We start from the raw sequence: 18,992 nt of genomic DNA on the forward strand, positions 1-18,992 counted from the left end.
CATCACCATGCCAGACCGCCGATGCGTCTCAGTGCTTCCTGCATCTTATCGCCCTGGGCGCAGAGCGAAATTCTCACATAGCGTTCGCCATTGCTGCCAAATATGAAGCCTGGGGTAATGAAGACCCGGGCCTCGTGCAGCACCCTTTCGGTGAGTTGCTCGGCATTGGCATACTTGTCAGCGATTTTTCCCCAAAGAAACATACCCACCTGACTGTCATCATAAGTGCAGCCCAAAGCCTGCATGATGCGCTCGGCTATTTCGCGGCGACGGCGATACACGTTGATATTATATTCTCTATGCCACTCTTCGGTATTGGTTGTCAGGGCCTCCGCCGCAGCAAGTTGCAGTCCGCGGAAGGTACCGCTGTCTATATTGCTCTTGATTTTCAGTATCCAACTGATGAACTGTGGGTTTGATACACACATTCCCACACGCCATCCTGGCATGTTGTAGCCCTTCGACATCGAGTTGAGCTCTATACAACAGTCCTTGGCGCCTTCCACTTGGAGCAGAGACAGGGGATGCTCGTTGAGGATAAACGAGTAGGGATTGTCGTTGACCACTACGATGTCATGGCGGCGGGCAAAGTCGACCAGCTTGCGGTACGTTTCCATACGGGCATCGCCGCCGGTGGGCATGTTGGGATAATTGGTCCACATCAGCTTCACGCGCGACAGGTCTCTGTGCTCCAGTTCTTCGAAATCGGGCTGCCAGCCATTGTCTTCGTCCAGATTATAGTTGACCACCTTAGCACCGAGTATCTTGCTGAGCGAGGTATAGGTAGGATAGCCTGGATTAGGCACCAGCACCTCGTCTCCAGGATTGACAAAGGCGAGAGTGATATGCAGTATACCTTCCTTGCTGCCTATCAGGGGCTGCACCTCACTGGCGGCGTCTACCTCCACGCCGTACCATCTGTGGTAGAAGTCTGCCATAGCCTTCCTCAGTTCCATCGTACCCATCGTGGGCTGGTAGCCGTGGGCCGACGGGTCGTGAGCCACCTCGCAGAGTTTGTCGATGGTCTGGGGCGAAGGCGGCTGGTCCGGACTGCCTATAGCAAGACTTATGATATCCTGTCCTTCAGCATTGAGTCGTGCCACTTCCTTGAGTTTCCGACTGAAGTAATATTCCTGTACCGCGTCCAGGCGGCTGGCTGGTTTAATGTTGTTCATATTCTCCGATTATTTGTAGTTCTTTAGTCAGTGGTATAATGGCGTCTATCGACTGGCGGTAACGCGTGAGATTGTCGAAGGTCACATCGACATAGAAGAGATATTCCCACTCATGCCCGATGATGGGCAGAGACTGTATCTTGGTCAAGTTGATGTCGTAGAAGGAGAGAATGGTAAGCACCTTGGACAGACTTCCTTCCTCGTGGGGCAACGAGAATACGAGACTCGACTTGTTGGTATGCTCTATCTGCCTCATGAAATCGGCCTTGTTGGGATGGCATACCACCAGGAAGCGGGTAAAGTTGTGCTTGTTGTCCTCGATATGGTCTTCCAGCACCTTCATGCCATAGAGCCTGGCGGCATCGGCATGGCAGATGGCCGCCCAACCCTTGCAGCGGTTGCGGCTGATGTATTCGGCACTCCCCGCGGTGTCCTCGCCTTCCACTGCCTTGATACCGGGATGGTTGGAGAGAAAGTTGCGGCACTGCATCAGCGCCACGGGGTGCGAGTGGACCTCGGTCACGCTGGTCCAGTCGTCGTCGGGCAGACAGCAGATGGCATGCTGGATGTGCAGACGGTGTTCGCCCACGATGGTAGTACCCGACGAGCGCAGCAGTTCATAATTATGCAGCAACGAGCCGGCTATCGTGTTCTCAATGGCGAGAAAGCCAATCACGGTGGGGTCACGTCTGATATTCTCGAATATCTGTTCGAAGGTCGAGCAGCAGATGATTTGCAACTGTTCTCCTTCGAAATACTGATGTGCCGCTATATCATGAAACGACCCGATTACTCCCTGTATTGCTACTCTCTTCATTCGTATCTTTTATTTATGCAAAAATCCCGCTCCAATAGGCTTGAAGCGGGATTACTGTTATGTTAATATCCTAAGTTGATTTTATACGCAACTTCCCGCTTCACAATTGCTTGCAAAGTAAAAGTAAAAGCCATAAAAGTATGCGTTCATTGCTATCATATTATCGTTATTATTGCGTTTACGATACAAAAGTATAACTTTCCAGTGAACCATGCAAACATTTCGATAGTTTTTTTTCAATTATCTGCAATTGTCGCCACGCTGGCCATCACCTTTGCGCTCATCGCTGTCGCAGCCGTCCTCCGTTCCGGGCACCCGGCGAGTGCACTGCGTCCGTTAGTCGGCAGGACCATCATCCCGGTTTACGCGGTGGACACGTTCACAGAGCCTACTGACTTATACACCGAATGGATTGCTGTTGCGATAGGCTTCTTCGACCTTGCGCTGTATGTCCTCGGTACCGCGGGCGGCATAGTCTCCATTGACATCGGCCACCTGTTCGGGTTCCAGCTCCAGCGCAGCACGGGCGTCAGCTTCGGCGCCTTCCTTGTCGCCCTTGGCATACTTCACCGCTCCGCGCTCCTTCATGGCAGCGGCGCTGAAAGGATTGGCGTCAATCACGCGGTCGTAGTAAGCCAAAGCGCCATCGAGGTCATTCTTGGCCTTGGCCACTCTGGCAGCCAGGAGCAGCGCATCCTCATTGTCGGGCACCTTTTCCATGAGCAGTTTCACATCAGTCTCGGCACCGGCGAGGTCGCCCATCTTCAGGAGGGTCTCTCCACGCAGCAGATTGGCACCGAGGAAAGCCTCGTTGATGGCTATTGCCTTGGTAAGCATGGCTATTGCCAGTATGGGGTTGCCCTGTCCTACATACGATTGGGCCAACAAGTAATGGGCTTCGGCACTTTCAGGATTAACTTCCAAAGCCTTGTTGCTCATCTGTTGCTGGGCGTCGTAGTCTTCACGCATATAGGCCACATTGGCCATACGCAGCCATATCTGCTCATTGTCGGGCTGTGCTTCGGCGAGACGACCGAGATACTGGTAGGAGCTCTTGAGGTCGCCGAGTCGCAGATAGGCCTGGGAGAGATAGTCACAGGTCTCAAGGTCATCATGTATCTGGAGCGCATGTTCAAAGCACTTTACCGCATAATCGTTCTGACCCATACGGAGGGCGCGCACGCCGTCGTACTTGAGCACATCAAATTCCTTACTCTTGTTATCGTCGTTCTTGGCGGCGTCATCGTCGCCACGCAAGCCTAATAATGACTTCAAAAAACCCATTTCTATCGTTATATTAGTGATTAATAAAAGCTCTATAATTTACAAAGGTAACATAAATTAGGTTAACAAGGCAAACAAAACCAACTTTTTTTGCCTCGAAGTTGCCGATAAGTTATCCGAAACTATTAATTTTGCCGTTATGAAACGAATTATGCTTTTAATATGGCTCTTCAGCATGAGCCACGCCATATTTGCACAGCGTATAGCACGTGGTCCGCTCCACAGTGCAGACAATATGCGCAACGAATGGTTGCTTCCCGGCGACACCTTATATTATATAGGACAGGCGCCACGCATCTACAATGGCGAGCCACGGCTTCTGAATACCGAGCTTGCCCAACCCGAGCCCAATGTCGATACCTATATCAGTGGCATGCACGAGGGGCTCAACCTCGCGCTCGACTTCAGCGCCTTTGCCACACTGGGCAAACACGCCCCTCATCGTGGCGGCTTCGGCCAGAACATCAATGCCGCCTATCTCGCGCCCCTTACGCGCGACGGCAAGTTATGGGGTGCGGCCGGCATTTACTTCAACAACACCACTTGGGGCGGTGACGCCTACCGTGATGTCGGTCTCTATGGCATTCTGGGTTACAAAATCAATGAGAAGTGGGAACTCTATGCCTATGGCCAGCTCTCGATAGCCAACAACTATAACTCCTTCTTCAATCGTTATGGTATGCCCGGATATGGCTATTGGGGCTACAGCGCCCTACCCTTCTCCATGCGTACGGGTTATGGCTTTGCCACTCCCGGTGCCAATGTCATCGGTATCGGTGCCAAATACAATTTCAGTCCGTCGTTTTCTATCCAGGTCGATGTACAACAGGCGTGGTATGACAACAACCGCCCGTTCTATGGCGACCACCACCTCTACCCCAACCAGCGCCCCTGACCGCGCAGAGGCGCCATTTCAGTTGGAGATAAGATACAAGTTGATTGCAAAGCGCGAAACCACAAAATCATGGCGTGAAAAGACGGCATCAAAGTGTGAAAGCCATAAATCAAACCACGGAATTATCTTTAATGAGACCTCGGATGTTTTTGGTTTTTACGGATATATATTGCGTTGCTCTCACAACAAGACTATGATATGCAGCAAACACACATCCCGACTCTCGCTGCCGCCATCTACTATCAAGAACATGGCAAATGACAATGCCGCCATGCCAAAAGATAAAAAGGGCTTGCAACATGATGCTGCAAGCCCTCTCTGTTTATCTTCGGTCTGGACGGTATCAATAGAATCTGAAATATCTGCGCGCATTGTTGTAGGAGATGTCCTCCACCATGCGTGCCAAGGGTTCCTCGTCATTGGGTATAAGTCCTCGCTCCACATCTGTACCTAATAGATTGCACAGCAGACGACGGAAGTACTCATGACGGGGATAGCTCAGGAACGAGCGAGAGTCGGTCAGCATGCCCACAAACCTTGACAGGAGACCCAGGTTGGACAAGGCGTTCATCTGGCGGGTCATTCCGTCGAGCTGGTCGTTGAACCACCAGCCAGCACCAAACTGCATCTTGCCCGGCTCGCTGCCATCCTGGAAGTTGCCTATCATCGCGGCTATCATCTCATTGGCGCAGGGGTTGAGGGTGTAGATGATGGTGCGGGTAAGTTTGCCCTCGCTATTGAGATGGTCAAAGAAATGAGACATAGCCGTAGCGGTATTGAACTCACCGATGGAGTCGAATCCCGTATCTGGGCCTATGGCGTTGAACATACGCGTATTGTTGTTGCGGATAGGGCCATAATGGAACTGCTGTGTCCAGTCGTCGGCAGCGTCCATTTCAGCACTAAGGGTAAGGAAACAATGCTTGAACTGGCGAATCTCCAATGCCGACAGGCTCATGCCACGCATGGCCTTGGAGAAGATGGTCTCAATCTGTGACGCGGTGTATGGCTCGTCGTAGAACTCATCAATGCCGTGGTCGGAAAGACGGCATCCGCAGGCGTTGAAATAGTCATGACGATTCTGGAGGGCATCAACCATATCCTTGAAGTGGACGATGTTCACGCCGGCCTTCTCACCCAGTGTCTGCACATAATCGGCAAAGCCCACCTTGTCAATATTCATGGCCTTGTCGGGGCGCCAGGCGGGCAGCATGTGAATCTGGAAACCGCTTTCCTTGACTTGCTTGTGATAAGTCAGGTCATCTATGGGGTCGTCGGTTGTGCAGACGCACTCAACATTGAAGCGGGACATCAGTCCGCGTGCCGAAAACTCGGGGAGCTTAAGTTTCTCATTACATTCGTCATAGATTTCGCGCGCAGTGGCTGGGCTGAGCACCTTGTCTATGCCAAAACCCGAACGAAGTTCAAGGTGAGTCCAGTGATACAACGGATTGCGGTAGCAGTAGGAAATGGTGTCAGCCCATTTCTCAAACTTCTCCCAATCGGAAGCATCACCGGTAATATATTTTTCATCAACGCCATTGGTACGCATAGCGCGCCACTTGTAATGGTCCTCTCCAAGCCACAATTCGGTAATGCTTGAAAACTGATGATTGTCGGCCACCATTTTAGGGTCAAGATGACAATGATAATCGATAATTGGCATCTTGGCAGCGTGGTCATGGTAAAGATGTTTGGCCGTCTCCGTGTCGAGAAGGAAATCGGCATCCATAAATTGTTTCATACAATAAATCAATTAATATGTTATTTTGGTTGCAAATGTACTGATTTTTTTTGTGCAAGAACCAAAAAAAATGTAAATTTGCATGGAATATATGATTTTGACAAATCATCTTTACATTCTTAATGATGAGAAAAAAAGGAAAAGTACTGCTCATTTACACCGGTGGCACCATTGGAATGGGTGTAAACCCCGCTACCGGCGCCCTGGAGCCATTGGATTTTAAGCATCTTAAAGAGCATTTGCCGGAATTCCAATATATCAAGACTGATATAGACATCTATCAGTTCAATCCGCCAATAGATTCGAGCGACATGAGCACTGACTCATGGATAAAGCTGGTCTCTATCATCGGTGAACAGTATGATATGTATGACGGCTTTGTCATCCTGCATGGTACAGACACCATGGCCTACACCGCTTCGGCCCTATCTTTCCTCTTAGAGAACCTCACCAAACCGGTAATCCTAACCGGAAGCCAGCTGCCATTAGGCCAGTTGCGCACCGACGGCAAGGAGAATATCCTGACGAGTATAGAACTGGCGTCGACCTATCGTCAAGACGGCACCCCGATGGTGCCCGAGGTGTGTATCTACTTCAACGGCCATCTGCTGCGAGGCAACCGTGCCACCAAGCAGAATGCCGACGGGTTCAACGCTTTTGACTCGTTCAACTACCCGCACCTCTGCGATGCGGGAGTCGATTTCACCTTCCACACCCATCACATCCTTACCCCCGACTACAGCAAACCGCTTATCGTGCACAAGGAGATGGACCGCAATGTCATCATCTTCTCCCTCTTCCCGGGTATAGACGAGAATATAGTGAAGCACGTGCTTGAGGCTCCCGAACTCCGGGGTATCATCATGCGCAGTTATGGCAGCGGAAATGCACCTCACTACCCATGGATTGTCAATGAACTGCGCGAGGCGAGCAATCGCGGCGTGGTGGTGGTCAACATTAGCCAATGTATATCGGGCAAGGTGGAAATGGGAAGGTATGATACGGGACGGCAACTGCTCCAGGCGGGCATCATCTCTGGCAGAGACAGCACCGTAGAGGCTGCTGCCACCAAGTTGATGTATCTGCAAGGGAGATACGATGACTCCGAGAAAATCAGAGAGCTGATGGCTCACTCTATAGCTGGTGAACTTACCGAAGTATAAGCCAAATAGAGATACGAAAGAGGGATATGCCGACAGCATATCCCTCTTTCGTATCTTATAATGAAGTCTCGTCCTATATGCGAAGCTCCTTGAGAATGTTGGCCATCTTCTCCTTGGTCGCAATGGTAGTGGGGACCAAAGGCAGACGCAATACATTTTCGATATATCCCATGTCGTTGAGCAGAGCCTTGACTCCAGCAGGGTTGCCATCGACAAAGAGCAGTTTGTAAAGTTCGGTAAAACGGTGGTGGATGGTTCTGGCGGGGTCGTATTCGCCCTTGAACTCAAGTCTAATCATACGCGAGAACTCCTTGGGCAGTGCATTGCCTATCACAGAGATGACTCCGATGGCGCCACTTGCAACCATGGAGAACGTAAGTGCGTCGTCGCCGCTGATGACCTCAAAGCCATCTGGTTTGTTCTTGATGATTTCATCCACCTGCTCAAGCGAGCCGCTCGCCTCCTTGACTCCCACGATGTTGTGGCACTCTCGCGCCAAGCGCACGATAGTCTCAGGCTTCATGTTGACGCCGGTACGTCCTGGCACGTTATACAAAACGATGGGTAGAGGGCTTGCCTGGCTTATTGCCTTGAAATGCTGGTAAAGCCCCTCTTGTGAGGGCTTGTTGTAATACGGGCAGATACTGAGAATACCATCAATTCCAGACCAGTCGGTTTCCTGTATTTCGGCAACAACCTCACGAGTATTATTGCCACCACAATATTTAAGGATAGGCACTCTGCCATTTGTAATCTCTTTAACGACCTCCGTTATCTTGTCTTTTTCATCACGAGAGAGACAAGGTGCCTCTCCAGTGGTTGCAAGAATACAGAAAAAATCGGCACCGTTATCCAATTGATATCGTATCAGGCGCTGTAACGCAGCATAATCTACTTCACCGTCTTGTGTAAAGGGAGTTATCAGGGCAATACCCAAGCCTTTGAATATGTTTCGTGACATAATAATGTGGTTATTTATGTACAAAGTTACAAGAAATATGGCAAAAGCCAAAGTGGATGCATGTTTTTTTGATTTTTTAATGACCTCCTATCCACAAAAAGACCATGCCCACAAGCACCAACAGCAAGTCTATGGCTTTAGACTTCAGGTTCTTCTCGTGGAAAAGCAAGGCTCCACACATGAAACTGACGATAACCGAACTGCGGCGTACCATGGAAACGATGGAAATCATGGCGGCAGGAAGGCTCAAGGCATAGAAATAGACAAAGTCGGCGGCGCAGAGAAATACGGAGATGAACACGATGTACCAACTCCATCTGAAGCGCTCGGTCTTCCCCCTCTTCCACCACCAGATGAGAAGGACGATACCCATCATGGCCATCTGGTAGAGATTGTACCAGCTCTGTACGGTCATACTGTTAAGCGCGAGGCCGCCATTATCGGCAGGCGCCATAAGATACTTGTCGTACAGTCCGCTGGCGGCACCCAACAGTGCTGCTCCGACAAGAAAGATTATCCAGATGTTGTGCTTGAAGTCGATGCCTTCCTTCTTGCTGCTGCGGCTCAGCATAAAGAAAGAGATGATGGCAAAGACCACACCCACCCATTGCCACGCATTGAGTCGCTCGCCAAAAAGTAGCAGCGCACCTATCAACGTCATCACGGGGCGGGTGGCATTGATGGGGCCAACGATGGTAAGCGGCAGATGCTTCATGGCAAAATAGCCAAGCGTCCATGACGACAGGACGATACAACTCTTGAGCAGGATATACTTGTGTACCTCCCAACCCTGGGACTGTACGTAAAACATACTCCCCTCTAACAGATGGGAGTTTGCGGACAAAAGAATAAAGGGCAAGAAGATAACAGAAGAAAACAGGGTGTTAAGGAAAAGAACGGGGATGACAGCATTGCCATCGAGAGATTTCTTCTTACATGTGTCATAAAAACCTAACAGCAGCGCTGAAAGGAAAGCAAGACTTAACCAGACCATCACTTATATATTTAATAAACTATATCCCAGAGGAAAAGGGCATGAGCAGGCATGCTCTCACCTGCATTTTTACGGCTACCGGAAGCTACAACCGCACGGAACTCATCAAGAGTCATACGACCACGACCTACCTCGACCAATGTGCCAACCACGGCACGCACCATATTACGCAAGAATCGGTTGGCGATAATCTCGAAATACCAGCAGCCAGGCTCCTCCATCTTAATCCATTCGGCCTTGGTCAGGTCGCACAACGTAGTCTTGACATCTGCGCCTGCCTTGCAGAAAGAACCGAAGTCCTTGACATTGAGCAGCAGCCGGGCTGCCTCATTCATGGCTTCGAAATCAAGCTGATAAGGCATCTCCAAGGAATAAAAACGATGGAAAGGATTGCGATGGGTATGTATATAATAACGATAGGTGCGCTTGACGGCAGAGAAACGTGCATGCAAATCGTCTGCGACTTTCCTCACGTCGTGTATGGCTATGTCGCGTGGCATCATCCGGTTCAACTTATAAGCCAGTTGGGCTCCATCGAGCTCGCCGTCATAATCAAAATGGGCAACCATCAAATGGGCATGGACGCCGGCATCGGTGCGACCGGCTCCCACCACCTCGATGACACCTCTCAGCAGTGTGGACAAACGTTCTTGAAGAACCTGCTGGACAGATATTCCATTAGGCTGTATCTGCCAACCATGATAGGCGGTTCCGTCAAAACTAAGATAAATAAAATATCGACTCATCATTTGGAATGCAAAGTTAGACAAAATATGCGATACACACAAATGATTAACACATAAAGAGCAACGACCTGAACGCCATCAAAATGAATATTTTCGATAGAAGCGCCGGGCAGCATGGCAATTCCCCTCACGCTGCTGTCCATGATATGGGCGGCAGATGTGAGAATGGCCACCATCCACCGTTGGATTAGGGCGACGGGGGTAAGGAGCAATACGGCAAATGCGGAATATACTATAATGTACGCGCAAGGCACCACCACAATGTTGGCAAGAAGGAAATAACAGGACAACCGGCCGAAATGGTATAACAGCAATGGTGCCACCGCCAGCTGGGCTGACAAGGAGAGCCACAACAGTGACAGAAACCAGTTGAGGCGGCGCTTGGGTTGAAAGAAGAAGATACCCAAAACGGCCATGAAAGACAACTGAAAACCCACATCCCACAAGGATAAGGGATTGAAGAGAAGAATTACCAGGGCTGTAAACGCCAATGTATTGAATGGCTGATGTGGTCTGTTGTCTAAATCGACAACTGCATACAGGCTAATCATGGTCGCGGCTCTCGTAATGCTGGGCGAAAGTCCGACAAGGATAGTAAATCCCCATATCAATCCAAACAACAAGAGGGCCTTAATGAATTTGATAGTGAGTCTTCCTTTGCCTCCGGTGTAAGCAATCAGAAACTTGGCGATGCCATTCATAATGTAATTGACTATCGCAAACAACACCATCAGATGCAAACCGCTCAAAGCCAGGATGTGACTTGCACCGGAAATAGAGTATTCGTCACGCATTTGGTCGTCAAGGAGACTCTTGTCGCCAATAGTCATGGCGCTAATGAGTGCCAATGTCCTGTCTTCAAGACCCAGACGCCTGTAATTCTCCTGCAAGTTGCCACGCCACATCGTTGCACGCATGCGTATTTTCTCCATGGTTGGCAAATTGCTTATTTTGATTTGCTCGCGTTGCCAGTCTTGCCATACATAAGCGGTCGCATCATAGTGATTGACACGCAGCCAGCGCTGATAATCGAAATGTCCGTCACTGTAGTCTACATCGGCTACGGCTTTCAAGGCGGTGCTGACGACAAGTCCGTCGCCAGGCCTAAGCGTATCGCCATAGAGTTGGGCATCGCGCAACAGCGTGGCCTTCACCTTGATAGGCTCTGGAGTATTGACAATCCACAAGTCGCACTTGAAAGACTTGTCGGTAATGACGGGTTGGCTGACGACAACAGCCTCATAATAATGTCGCCCGACGGGAATGGCCTTGTTGTACTCTTTCGCGATGGTGACAAGCCAGGCTCCAGCGATGATGGCGCCGACATGGACACTCAGACTTGAAACAATCGGGAAGCGCATGAACCAGCTGCCGATAGCTATAGCGGAAATCAGGAGGACGGCATAAACTGCAAACGGCAACATAAGAATATCGCCCAAAGCTATGCCTAAAATGAACATAACCGCTATCACGAACAGCGGATTGTTACGATAGAAATCTACGCTATATCTCAAGCCTGACTGAATTAGATTTGTTGCAGATAGGCAGCACACTGCTCGGCACAACGCTCACCATCAACGCCGGCAGAAACGATTCCGCCTGCATACCCTGCTCCTTCTCCACAAGGGAAAAGGCCCTGGAGTCTCACATGCATAAGCGATTCCCGGTCGCGAAGTATTCTCACCGGCGAGCTGGTACGTGTTTCCATAGCTATGAGCACCGCTTCATTGGTAAGAAAACCATGAGCCTGGCGACCAAAGGTCTTGAAACCTTCCTGAAGGCGTGATGCAATCGGCTTGGGCATCCAGAAATGCAATGGGCTCGAAATCAATCCGGGCGCATAGCTGCTTGCGGGTAGGTCATAGCTCAATCTGTTGTTCACGAAGTCAGCCATTCGCTGGGCTGGAGCTGTCTGCTGACGGTTTCCTTGTTGCCAACACATCTTCTCAACTTCCTCCTGGTAGTGCATAACGGCCAATGGATTGTCTGCATCGATATCCTCGGGACGCAACTCGACAACCATACCCGAATTGCTCCACTTGGTTCCACGGTTGGCGGGGCTCATACCATTGACAACGATTTGCTCGGGTCCTGTTGCAGCGGGTATTACAAAACCGCCGGGACACATGCAAAAGCTATAAACGCCCCTTCCGTCAACCTGAGTGACCATGCTATACTCTGCAGCAGGAAGGTATTTGCCGCGACCTTGCTTACTGTGATATTGTATCTGGTCTATAAGCATGGCGGGATGCTCGAGTCTTACACCGACGGCAATGCCTTTGGCCTCAATCTCAATATTGTCACGATAAAGATAACGATAAACGTCGCGAGCACTATGACCCGTGGCAAGAATGACAGGACCATTCCAGCAACGTTGCTCACCTGTATTCAGATCTACCGCTTCTACACCGACCACGGTATCACCCTTGGTGATGAGGCTGGTCATTTTGGTCTGGAAATGCACCTGACCGCCACATCCAAGGATAGTGTTGCGCATGTTTTCTATAACTCGGGGCAACTTGTCTGTACCTATATGAGGGTGGGCGTCAACCAGAATGGATGTGGAGGCACCGTGCTGACAGAATACATTAAGTATCTTGTCGACATTGCCACGCTTCTTGCTGCGTGTAAACAACTTGCCATCCGAGTAAGCGCCAGCTCCGCCTTCGCCAAAACAATAGTTGGACTCTTCATCCACCTTTTGGATTTTGGCAATGAGTGCCATATCACGCTTACGGTCATGGACATTCTTTCCACGCTCAAGCACAATCGGCTTATACCCAAGTTCTATCAGTCGCAAAGCAGCAAACAAGCCGCCGGGGCCCTCTCCTATCACGAGCACCTGAGGCTTTTCATCTACCTGGGGATAGACGGTGCGTTGGAAGTCACCGGAAGGAAACTCATTGATGTAGACTCTGACCGTGAGGTTGATGAATATATTACGTTGACGGGCATCTATCGACCGTTTGACAATGCGCGTGGTCGTAACCTTCGTCACATCGACGCCCTTTTCGTCTGCCAAAAACTGTAATATACTCTGCTCGCTTGCCGCGACTTGCGGCGTAACTCTTATCTGGTAATCGGTGGTCATATCTATACTATATATTATTCTGACAGGCCGCATTCCAAAGACCTATCTCATCTGCAAAAATACATCATTTATGTTAATCACACAATCTATTACAAATAAAAATGCCAGATGTGGACAAAAAAAGAGGATGGTTGCTCAAACAACCACCCTCTCCATATATAAATTTAATAATGTTAGTCAAGCCACTTCACATAGCAGAAGTCCTGACGATGGGGCAGCTCAGCATTCTTGGGATACATACGAACACAAGTACGGAAGGCACCAGCAACATCGGGTTCAACATTTACCTCGAAGATATAGTTATTGCCCTCGTGGCCAACTACCTCAAACGGATGAACGCTGTAAACCTGGCGACCATCAGGAGTAAGTTCATTGTTGAGCGAAACAAGCTCCAGACCAACAGCATCCACAAGACCCTGCTCGTCGATGACATATCTCAGCTTGTAGCTTACTCCGGTCTCGCCGCCATTATCAAGGAGAGTTGTCTCCTTAGACACAACGTTGATACTATCCCAACGCTCGGCAACGGTTTCCTTCCACTGAGCCAGGTCCTTAGCCAGACGATTGTTGTCGGCAGCCAGCTTGTGGTAGCGTGCAGCCTGGGCGTTGTAGAACTTAGTGTAGTAGTCATCCAACTGACGCTTCATGGTGTAGTGGGGAGCGATAGTGGCGATAGAGTTCTTGATTACCTTAATCCAACCCTCACTATAGCCCTTCTTAGACTTCTTATAGTAGAGAGGAATAATCTCATTCTCGAGCAGACCATAGATTGTAGCTGCGTCGAGCTGGTCCTGATAACCCTGGTTCTGATAGGTACGCTTCTCGGGGAGAGCCCAACCGGCACCCTCACGATAGCCTTCAACCCACCAACCATCAAGAACAGAGAGGTTAACCACACCGTTCATCTCGGCCTTCTCACCAGATGTGCCGGAAGCCTCGAGAGGACGGGTAGGAGTATTCATCCAGATATCGACACCAGATACCAAGCGACGGGCAAGCTGCATATCGTAGTCCTCGAGGAAGATAATCTTACCGAGGAACTCTGGACGCTGGCTGATTTCAAAGATCTTCTTGATAAGTCCCTGTCCGGCGCCGTCAGCGGGGTGAGCCTTACCAGAGAAGAAGAAGAGCACTGGATGCTCGGGGTCGTTAACAATCTTGCTGAGGCGATCCAGGTCGGTGAAGAGCAGGTGGGCGCGCTTGTAAGTAGCAAAACGACGGCAGAAGCCAATCATCAACGCGTTGGGGTTGATGCGCTCCAGCAGTGATACCACGCGAGCAGGGTCGCCCTGGTTGCGGAGCCATGTCTGGGTAAACTTCTCACGGATATAGCTAATGAGCTTCTTCTTGAGAGCCATACGGGTCTCCCAGATTTCATCGTCTGGAACGTTGTAGATACCATGCCAGATAGACTCATTGCTCTGGTCGCTCATGAACGACTCGTCGAAATACTTGTCATATACCTTACGCCACTCTGTCGCTGTCCATGATGGGAAGTGAACGCCATTGGTAACATAGCCCACTGAGTTTTCCTCTGCAAAATATCCCTTCCACAAGGGCTGGAACATCTGCTGGCTAACCCAGCCATGGAGTTTGCTCACGCCATTGATACCCTGGCAGGTGTTGCAAGCGAATGTTGACATACAGAAACGCTCACTGTGGTCATCTGGATTCTGACGACCCATGCCGATAAACTCATCCCAACTGATGCCGAGACGTGAAGGATAGCCGCCCATGTACTTGCCAAACAGAGACTCATCGAAGTAGTCGTGACCGGCAGGCACAGGAGTGTGAACGGTATAGAGTGAAGAAGCCTTAACCAGCTCCATAGCCTGGTTGAAGGTAAGGCCATTGTCAACATAGTCGCAGAGACGCTGCAGGTTGCACAGGGCAGCGTGGCCCTCATTGCAGTGATAGATGTCCTTGGTAATTCCGAGCTTCTTCAGAGTAAGGATACCACCAATACCCAGCAGGATTTCCTGCTTCAGACGGTTCTCCCAGTCGCCGCCATACAGTGAATGGGTGATAGGACGGTCAAACTCAGAGTTCATATCATTGTCGGTATCGAGCAGATAGAGCTTGATACGGCCAACGTTTACCTGCCAAACATAAGCATGTACCTGATAGTTCATATAGGGTACGTCTACCACAACAGGGTTGCCATCCTTGTCCAGAACACGCTCAATAGGAAGAGAATTGAAGTTCTGGGCGTCGTATTTGGCAATCTGCTGGCCGTCCATACTCAGACTCTGAGTGAAGTAGCCGAAGCGATAGAGGAAACCTACGGCACAGAGGTCTACATTACTGTCAGAAGCCTCCTTGAGGTAGTCACCAGCCAGCATACCGAGACCACCGGAGTAAATCTTGAGCACCTGGTTGAGACCATATTCCATACAGAAATAAGCTACAGAAGGACGACTGGCATCGGGCTTGACGTTCATATAGGTCGTAAACTTCGCATATACATCCTTGATTTTCTTCATCAGCTTTGTATCGTTCACGATTTCGACCTTGCGATCATAGCTTAATCTCTCCAGAAGAAGCACTGGGTTGTGTCCAACTTCCTCATAGAGCTTTTCATCGAGACACTTAAACATGTTACGTGCTTCGTAGTTCCAGCCCCACCACATGTTGTGAGCGAGCTCATCCAGACATTTTAATTTTTCTGGCAATCTTGATTTGATTGTCAACTCCTTCCATTTCGGCTCGTTGACATAATCTGACTTTATCTTCATATATGTAATTTATTAGTATTACCTTATTAATATATATTATCTCTTTGCAGACTTGGAGAGTGCGATGTCGTAGGCTTCCTTGTAGTAGGCGATGAATTTGCTCCACAATGCCTTCTTGGAGAGGCGCACTGCCGCATCGCGGCATGTCTTTACCTCGTCGGGCGACATGGCTGCAAACTCTCTAATGGTCTCACAAAGCTCGTCGGCCACATTATTATAATTATAGTCGGTACGATGCACCACCTTGACGCCATCTCTGAGTTCGCTGTCTGCCCCCTTTACCTGGTTGGCCCACAGTCCGAAGCCTGCCAAATCGGTAGTGATACAAGGCACATGGAAAGCGATGGCCTCAAGCGGGGTATAGCCCCAAGGCTCGTAGTATGAGGGATAGACGCAGAGGTCATTGCCGAGCACTACGTCATAGTATGGCATATCGACGATGCCGTCGTCGCCAGTAAGATAACAAGGGATGAATATCACTTTGACCTTGTCATCGAGACAGTTGTGCATGTCGAGATAGTTCATCATGCCGAGCACCTTGTCGTCATTGGCATTGTGCAGCCAATGGGTGACTCTCGGATTGTCGAGGGGCGTATCAAAAGTCTTGCCTTGCTCCATCAGCGCGAGGCGTTCCTGCAAGTCCTGACGGCCCACGCCTACCCAGCCCGGCACTTCGATGAAGGCGAGCACATTGCGGTTGAGTCTGTCATTGTGACGCAGACGGTTGAGAGAGTCGATGAAGACATCGATGCCCTTGTTGCGGAACTCATAACGGCCGCTTGTCGACACGATTACGGTGTCGTCGTCCAGACTGGTACCCATCAGCGCGTTGGCTATGTTCAGGAGTTTGGCTCTTGCCAACTTCCTCTTGCGGGTAAACGCAGCGCCCTTGGGCACAAAGTCGTTTTCAAATCCATTGGGCAGAACCACATCTACGGGCTTGTCCAGCAACTCCTTGCACTCCAGAGCGGTAATGTCGCTCACAGTAGTGAAGCAGTCAACGTTGTGGGCAGTACGCAATTCGATGGAATGTTTGGACTGCATATTGAGTTCATCAGCCATCTGATTGCCATTGTAAGCGTCGAGATACTGATAGAGCGGCTTGTTGTTGCCGGCGATGCTTCGACCTATACTTGTGGCATGGGTGGTGAATATAGTGGCTATCTCGGGCACCTTGCTCTTGACGTACAGCAGACCGAGACCAGTCATCCACTCATTGCCATGATATACCACGCGACGGTTGCCATTGATGTAGTAACGATAGAAGCTCTCTACCACTCGGCCGGCAGCATAGGAGAACATCGAGGCTTCGTCGTAATCGCCATAGGCATGCAGACTATCCACCTGATAGTGTTCCCACAACCAAGTGTATATATCATTCTTCTGAGCGAAGAATGGTTTGAAGTCAACTAAGATTGCTATAGGATTGCCGGGTACATTCCATCTACCCACGCGTAAAGCCAATTCCTTCTCCAGATTAACCCAATCAATGTAAAGCCGCTTGTCTTCTGTAAAATAGGGAGTTTCCTCTCCAAAATCAGGACCTATAAAAATGAGATTGTCACCGAGTTCTTTCTGTAGTGTGAGGGCACGCGACGAGAGTACTGTGTAGATACCGCCAACCTTATTGCAAACCTCCCAACTCGACTCAAATATATATTCCGGAAACAATAATGTTCTCTTCATAACTATTTATAATACGACGCAAAGGTAATCTAAAAATCGCAGAATAAGAAATTTATGTGTTAAAATCTTCAAATATAGGCACGTTTCTTGATTTGGAATTACTAACTTTGCCCTTGAAAAGAGCAAAAACCATCTTTGGAAGTAACGAAATGAAAAAAACATACACCATCATTATATTGCTTTTGGCAGCGCTAAACTCTATTGCGCAGTCAACCAAGAACTTCAGCGGAAAGTTTGTCAACGAAGAGTTAGGGATATACCTGGTAATAGATTTTTACCAAAACAACGTGGTCGTGCCCAACCAGGAAATATACGGTGCCATGCCGGGCTTTCTGGGCGACTACAAAGACGGCCGCAAATGGCTCATTACAGACGCCAGAACCAACCACAGCGACACCGCAGCCCAGCTCGACATGGTCAATGACTATGGAAGCGAAGACCTGAAGGCAGAGCTGGTCATCGGCAAGGACGGCATCTGCATCCTGAAGCAGCTCAAGGGAAGCGCGCTGAAGGTGGCACGCAACCGCAAGTGGGTGAAGCTGCCCAAGCAGATTGTGTTCAAGAGAAAATAGGTTTGCATCGTTTATCTGCAAGCCCCCACCCCACTCTCTGTATACAAATATAAATAGGTATAAGAGACGCGCGCCTCTCCACAAGTCACGATCTTGTGAATGACAGGCGCGTTGGCGATGCCAACTTTAACCCTCATCTGCCTACGAGACGGCTTTGCGCAGATTGCAAAGCGCGAATTCTGCAAATCGCAGTTTGCAATGATGGTTTCAAGTCATGAAATCACCAAATCGCGCTTCAAAATCATATTAAAAGCCATCGCGGATAATTTCGCCGTTTCGTCCTTCATGTAACTTGCGACATGTAGAATATCATGAAGGAGCATCGTGGCGGCAAAAACGATTTGCAATGATTTGGCTGCAATGATATCGGTCGAAACGTTGTCGGTTACAGAGAAAATGATTACCTTTGTAACTAAGGAGATTACTGCAACACTTATGAAGGATTGTTTTACATTCAAGCAGTTTGTGGTCAAGCACGACATGTGCGCCATGAAAGTTGGCACCGATGGCGTGCTCTTGGGCAGTTGGGCCGATGGCGGCGACAGGATATTGGATATCGGCACAGGCACAGGCCTCATCGCCCTGATCATGGCCCAGCGCTTTGACGGCGCGCATATCGACTGTATCGACATCGACCCCAAGGCTTGCCAGCAGGCTCGGGGCAATGTCGCTGACAGTCGTTTTGCCTCGAGAATCAATGTATATCACAGCGATGTGTCATCATTTGAACCACCACAACAATATGACAGCATCGTGTGCAACCCTCCCTTCTTTTCAGAGTCACTGAAATGCCCCGACGAGCAGCGCTCCATGGCACGCCACACCGACTCGCTGCTTCCCCAAGACCTCTTCCGGCATGCCTATAGACTACTTGCCCCCAACGGATTGCTATCGATAATCATCCCCACCGACCAGTCGGCTGTCTTCCTGCAGGAAAGCAGCATCGCAGGGTTCTTCATCCACAAGAAAACACTAATCAAGACGACAGAGAAAAAAACTGCCAAACGCATGTTGGTTACGTTTGGCAAATATCAGACCGACTCCTATCTGGAGAAGTGTCACGTCCTCATGGAGGGAGGTGACCGTTCTGCTTGGTATAAAGCACTGACAGAAGAGTTTTACCTATAAA

At 49.7% G+C, this 18,992-nt stretch carries 16 protein-coding genes; 4 read left to right on the plus strand and 12 right to left on the minus strand.

All coding sequences use genetic code 11. The features are described 5' to 3' along the window. Positions 1-2 precede the first annotated feature (2 nt). The 3 genes from CIK92_RS05320 to CIK92_RS05330 all read right to left on the minus strand — a co-directional run bounded on the left by CIK92_RS05320 (position 3) and on the right by CIK92_RS05330 (position 3,276). A complete protein-coding gene (locus CIK92_RS05320; RefSeq protein ID WP_094388399.1) occupies positions 3-1,175 on the minus strand; it encodes a pyridoxal phosphate-dependent aminotransferase in 1,173 nt (390 codons plus the stop codon). After that, complete coding sequence (locus tag CIK92_RS05325) at positions 1,162-1,992, minus strand: prephenate dehydratase (protein ID WP_094388400.1); 831 nt, start codon at positions 1,990-1,992, stop codon at positions 1,162-1,164. Before CIK92_RS05325 ends, CIK92_RS05320 begins: the two co-directional genes overlap by 14 nt. A gap of 396 nt (positions 1,993-2,388) precedes the next feature. Continuing rightward, positions 2,389-3,276, minus strand: coding sequence for a lipopolysaccharide assembly protein LapB (locus tag CIK92_RS05330; protein WP_094388401.1), 888 nt, complete (start codon positions 3,274-3,276; stop codon positions 2,389-2,391). A gap of 139 nt (positions 3,277-3,415) precedes the next feature. On the opposite strand from CIK92_RS05330, the gene CIK92_RS05335 reads away from it, so the two are divergent. Then, positions 3,416-4,171: a hypothetical protein gene (locus tag CIK92_RS05335; RefSeq protein ID WP_094388402.1), complete on the plus strand. Its 756-nt coding sequence runs from the start codon at positions 3,416-3,418 to the stop codon at positions 4,169-4,171. Between the two features lie 180 nt (positions 4,172-4,351). On the opposite strand, the gene CIK92_RS13900 is transcribed toward CIK92_RS05335, so the two are convergent. Both CIK92_RS13900 and uxaC read right to left on the minus strand, forming a co-directional pair. After that, a complete protein-coding gene (locus tag CIK92_RS13900; protein ID WP_144289340.1) occupies positions 4,352-4,543 on the minus strand; it encodes a hypothetical protein in 192 nt (63 codons plus the stop codon). After that, a complete protein-coding gene (gene uxaC / locus CIK92_RS05340) occupies positions 4,515-5,915 on the minus strand; it encodes a glucuronate isomerase (protein ID WP_094388403.1) in 1,401 nt (466 codons plus the stop codon). The genes CIK92_RS13900 and uxaC overlap by 29 nt, the downstream gene beginning before the upstream one ends. A 125-nt stretch (positions 5,916-6,040) precedes the next feature. Between uxaC and CIK92_RS05345 the strand changes: the two genes are divergently transcribed. Beyond that, positions 6,041-7,078 carry a type I asparaginase gene (locus CIK92_RS05345; protein WP_094386638.1) on the plus strand — a complete coding sequence of 346 codons (1,038 nt, stop codon included), beginning with the start codon at positions 6,041-6,043 and terminating at the stop codon, positions 7,076-7,078. Positions 7,079-7,151: 73 nt separating this feature from the next. On the opposite strand, the gene dapA is transcribed toward CIK92_RS05345, so the two are convergent. From dapA to CIK92_RS05380, 7 genes are all read right to left on the minus strand, one after another. Further along, entirely contained in the window at positions 7,152-8,039 is an 888-nt protein-coding gene (gene dapA, locus CIK92_RS05350) for a 4-hydroxy-tetrahydrodipicolinate synthase (RefSeq protein WP_022311052.1), read from the minus strand. Positions 8,040-8,115: 76 nt separating this feature from the next. Continuing rightward, on the minus strand, positions 8,116-9,033 hold the full coding sequence (locus tag CIK92_RS05355; protein WP_094388404.1) for a DMT family transporter: 918 nt from the start codon (positions 9,031-9,033) through the stop codon (positions 8,116-8,118). A gap of 11 nt (positions 9,034-9,044) precedes the next feature. Continuing rightward, positions 9,045-9,779 (minus strand): tRNA pseudouridine(38-40) synthase TruA, encoded by a 735-nt coding sequence (truA, locus tag CIK92_RS05360; protein ID WP_094388443.1) that lies wholly within the window; start codon positions 9,777-9,779, stop codon positions 9,045-9,047. After that, positions 9,779-11,239 (minus strand): ComEC/Rec2 family competence protein, encoded by a 1,461-nt coding sequence (locus CIK92_RS05365; RefSeq protein ID WP_144289341.1) that lies wholly within the window; start codon positions 11,237-11,239, stop codon positions 9,779-9,781. The genes truA and CIK92_RS05365 overlap by 1 nt, the downstream gene beginning before the upstream one ends. Before the next feature lie 65 nt (positions 11,240-11,304). After that, positions 11,305-12,870, minus strand: a complete 1,566-nt coding sequence (locus CIK92_RS05370) for an NAD(P)/FAD-dependent oxidoreductase (RefSeq protein ID WP_094388444.1) — start codon at positions 12,868-12,870, stop codon at positions 11,305-11,307. 173 nt (positions 12,871-13,043) lie between these two features. Continuing rightward, the gene (gene glgP / locus CIK92_RS05375) at positions 13,044-15,605 is read right to left on the minus strand and encodes an alpha-glucan family phosphorylase (RefSeq protein ID WP_094386485.1); all 2,562 of its coding nucleotides are present in this window, start codon (positions 15,603-15,605) and stop codon (positions 13,044-13,046) included. Positions 15,606-15,641: 36 nt separating this feature from the next. Continuing rightward, a complete protein-coding gene (locus CIK92_RS05380; protein WP_094388406.1) occupies positions 15,642-17,291 on the minus strand; it encodes a glycosyltransferase in 1,650 nt (549 codons plus the stop codon). A 149-nt stretch (positions 17,292-17,440) separates the two neighbouring features. Between CIK92_RS05380 and CIK92_RS05385 the strand changes: the two genes are divergently transcribed. Continuing rightward, complete coding sequence (locus tag CIK92_RS05385) at positions 17,441-17,863, plus strand: hypothetical protein (protein WP_094388407.1); 423 nt, start codon at positions 17,441-17,443, stop codon at positions 17,861-17,863. A gap of 435 nt (positions 17,864-18,298) precedes the next feature. Continuing rightward, complete coding sequence (locus CIK92_RS05395; RefSeq protein WP_094386491.1) at positions 18,299-18,991, plus strand: tRNA1(Val) (adenine(37)-N6)-methyltransferase; 693 nt, start codon at positions 18,299-18,301, stop codon at positions 18,989-18,991. Position 18,992: the final 1 nt, after the last annotated feature.

Source organism: Prevotella sp. P4-67, assembly GCF_002251325.1.
In the GTDB taxonomy this organism is placed as follows: domain Bacteria; phylum Bacteroidota; class Bacteroidia; order Bacteroidales; family Bacteroidaceae; genus Prevotella.

Coding starts and splice junctions, on each gene's coding strand:
- CIK92_RS05330 (WP_094388401.1), bottom strand. CDS start 3,276: ATGGGTTTTTTGAAGTCATTATTAGGCTTGCGTGGCGACGATGACGCC.
- CIK92_RS05385 (WP_094388407.1), top strand. CDS start 17,441: ATGAAAAAAACATACACCATCATTATATTGCTTTTGGCAGCGCTAAAC.
- CIK92_RS05380 (WP_094388406.1), bottom strand. CDS start 17,291: ATGAAGAGAACATTATTGTTTCCGGAATATATATTTGAGTCGAGTTGG.
- CIK92_RS05335 (WP_094388402.1), top strand. CDS start 3,416: ATGAAACGAATTATGCTTTTAATATGGCTCTTCAGCATGAGCCACGCC.
- CIK92_RS05325 (WP_094388400.1), bottom strand. CDS start 1,992: ATGAAGAGAGTAGCAATACAGGGAGTAATCGGGTCGTTTCATGATATA.
- CIK92_RS05395 (WP_094386491.1), top strand. CDS start 18,299: ATGAAGGATTGTTTTACATTCAAGCAGTTTGTGGTCAAGCACGACATG.
- truA (WP_094388443.1), bottom strand. CDS start 9,779: ATGAGTCGATATTTTATTTATCTTAGTTTTGACGGAACCGCCTATCAT.
- CIK92_RS05370 (WP_094388444.1), bottom strand. CDS start 12,870: ATGACCACCGATTACCAGATAAGAGTTACGCCGCAAGTCGCGGCAAGC.
- uxaC (WP_094388403.1), bottom strand. CDS start 5,915: ATGAAACAATTTATGGATGCCGATTTCCTTCTCGACACGGAGACGGCC.
- CIK92_RS05355 (WP_094388404.1), bottom strand. CDS start 9,033: ATGGTCTGGTTAAGTCTTGCTTTCCTTTCAGCGCTGCTGTTAGGTTTT.
- CIK92_RS05345 (WP_094386638.1), top strand. CDS start 6,041: ATGAGAAAAAAAGGAAAAGTACTGCTCATTTACACCGGTGGCACCATT.
- glgP (WP_094386485.1), bottom strand. CDS start 15,605: ATGAAGATAAAGTCAGATTATGTCAACGAGCCGAAATGGAAGGAGTTG.
- CIK92_RS05365 (WP_144289341.1), bottom strand. CDS start 11,239: ATGTTCATTTTAGGCATAGCTTTGGGCGATATTCTTATGTTGCCGTTT.
- CIK92_RS13900 (WP_144289340.1), bottom strand. CDS start 4,543: ATGCGCGCAGATATTTCAGATTCTATTGATACCGTCCAGACCGAAGAT.
- CIK92_RS05320 (WP_094388399.1), bottom strand. CDS start 1,175: ATGAACAACATTAAACCAGCCAGCCGCCTGGACGCGGTACAGGAATAT.
- dapA (WP_022311052.1), bottom strand. CDS start 8,039: ATGTCACGAAACATATTCAAAGGCTTGGGTATTGCCCTGATAACTCCC.